1 protein-coding gene and 2 tRNA genes are annotated in these 2,119 nt (G+C 59.1%); all 3 read left to right on the forward strand.

What is annotated here, in order from left to right; all coding sequences use genetic code 11:
* Positions 1-244 precede the first annotated feature (244 nt).
* The 3 genes from I5W_RS28345 (at position 245) to I5W_RS28355 (ending at position 2,082) form a co-directional block, all read left to right on the forward strand.
* Positions 245-320 (forward strand) — tRNA-Ala (locus I5W_RS28345).
* Positions 321-392: 72 nt separating this feature from the next.
* Positions 393-468, forward strand: a tRNA-Glu gene (locus tag I5W_RS28350).
* A 723-nt stretch (positions 469-1,191) separates the two neighbouring features.
* A complete protein-coding gene (locus I5W_RS28355) occupies positions 1,192-2,082 on the forward strand; it encodes a hypothetical protein (RefSeq protein WP_159106166.1) in 891 nt (296 codons plus the stop codon).
* Positions 2,083-2,119 lie beyond the last annotated feature (37 nt).

Raw genomic sequence — 2,119 nt, forward strand, 5'->3', positions numbered from 1 at the left:
GGGGTTCGAATCCCCCAGGGGACGCCAGGTAAGAAAATAGTCCAACGAAGCTNGGGCTATAAAAGTCCAGCGATGTGCTTGAGCACATCGCGTGGGATTCGAAGGGAATCGCTTGCAAGCGATTCCGCGGCCCGCAGGATGTGGGCGAATCTCCCAGGGGACGCCAGGTAGTAAGTAGTCTGATCTGACCGGTCAGGCTACCTTGAGGTTGGATAGTCCGGAGTGTGGGACTTTTCCTTTCGCAGGGGGTATAGCTCAGCTGGGAGAGCGCTTGCATGGCATGCAAGAGGTCAGCGGTTCGATCCCGCTTACCTCCACCAGCGACCCGCATGATATGTGGGGTGAATTGGCGGAAGAGCTGATTCGAGGAATATTGTAGTTGTGACCGTTTTGTCCCCTTCGTCTAGAGGCCTAGGACATCACCCTTTCACGGTGAGTACGGGGGTTCGAATCCCCCAGGGGACGCCAAATAGAAAAGCCCGCGCAAGCGGGCTTTTTTGTTTGGCGTCCCCTAGCGATGTGCTTGAGCACATCGCGGGGGGGATTTGAAAGGTTTCGCTTGCAAGCGAAACCGGGCCCGCGGCACGTGGGCGAATCCCTCGCTCGCGCAGCGAGCGTGAGAGGACGGTAGAGCGCGTGCATGACGCAATCCAAGCTAACACAGCCAGCCGAAAGCCCGCGCAAGCGGGCTTTTTTGTTTGGCGTCCCCTAGCGATGTGCTTGAGCACATCGCGGGGGGGGATTCGAAAGGTTTCGCTTGCAAGCGAAACCGGGCCCGCGGCACGTGGGCGAATCCCTCGCTCGCATGACACAATCCAAGCCCAGCCAGCCAACCGGAAGCCCGCGCAAGCGAGCTTTTCCCGCCACCTAGTCCTTCAATTCCTATCCGAAGATTCCCTTTCCTAACAAGAAAGCCGAAACCTTCTTCACCCCGGTCTTCAGCCCTTTTCTTCTCCCGTCCCAGAAACCCCAAAATCTAGATCTTTTTCGATATATCCCCTGGCGCAAAAAACACAAAATGGCCATCCCCTAAAGTGTTCACGCCCATGTGCCTATCGAAGCATGCATTCTCCTCGCCAACCCTCCTTATCCCAATTCCGCCGTACCCTCCTTGACGCATTGACCTCTTCCCTGCGCAGACATGGCCAGGCGCGGCTCTATCTGCTCTATGCTCCCGAACTATGTGATCCCTTGTCCTTGGCCGAGGATGAGGTGCGCTTGCCGCTGTTGATCCAGCCAGCCTTTACCTCTGCGCAACGATGGGCGCTCAACAAGCTGCCCCGTCTGATCCTACTGGGTGGCCTCCATGAGGCGCAAGGCGCTGGCGAGACCCACAGCGCACTCGATGATCCCCTGCTGGAAGCCAGCATCACGCAGTCTTACGCGGAAACCGTGCTCGGCCAGCGCGTCAATGTCCTGCATACCAACGATGATCCAGGTCAGGCTGAGCGCGCCGTCTGCGGGTGGATCATCTCTCCCGAAGTACCGGCCACCCTGTGCTGGCGAATCAATACCGTCTCCGTTGGCGTTCGCAAGGATGGCCACAGGCGCTGGATCGCCTGGTACAACCCCGCTTGCATTGAGACGCTCTGGCCCATCCTCACGCCAGACCAGCGGTTGGCCTTGGCGGGACCGGCGACCTGGATGTTTCATGATGACCTGGGCCAATTCAAATCGATAGCTGGCGTCGAGGCAGGCGAGGGCGCGCTCATTCGTCCTGGTTCGCAAGGGTTCCACCTGGATGATGCGCAGTGGCAGCGTCTTGATCATGTGCCGATCGTTCAGCGGCTGCTGGCGCAATGGCATGTCTTGTGTCTGGATGCCGCGATGCCGTATGGCGAGCAACCTCTGCAACGCTTGCACACCCAGGTGAGCCGTGCGCGGCGATATGGACTAGACGGTGAAAACCTCTCGCTGTGCGTGCTCATTGCGATGCAAATGCCACCTGAATTCACCGAAAGCCCCGAATTCGGCGCCCTGCTCAGCGATGCCGCCCGTCACGGCGACACCCTGCGTCAACGTCTCGAGGATCTGCCATTGAGCTGCTGGTCCCGCCCCTCCCCCAAACGCTCGCTCCAATAAGCGCCGGCTTTGCGTCTGTCCCATCAGGAAACCTCAT

The organism is Herbaspirillum sp. B65 (assembly GCF_000333555.1).
In the GTDB taxonomy this organism is placed as follows: domain Bacteria; phylum Pseudomonadota; class Gammaproteobacteria; order Burkholderiales; family Burkholderiaceae_D; genus Herbaspirillum; species Herbaspirillum rubrisubalbicans.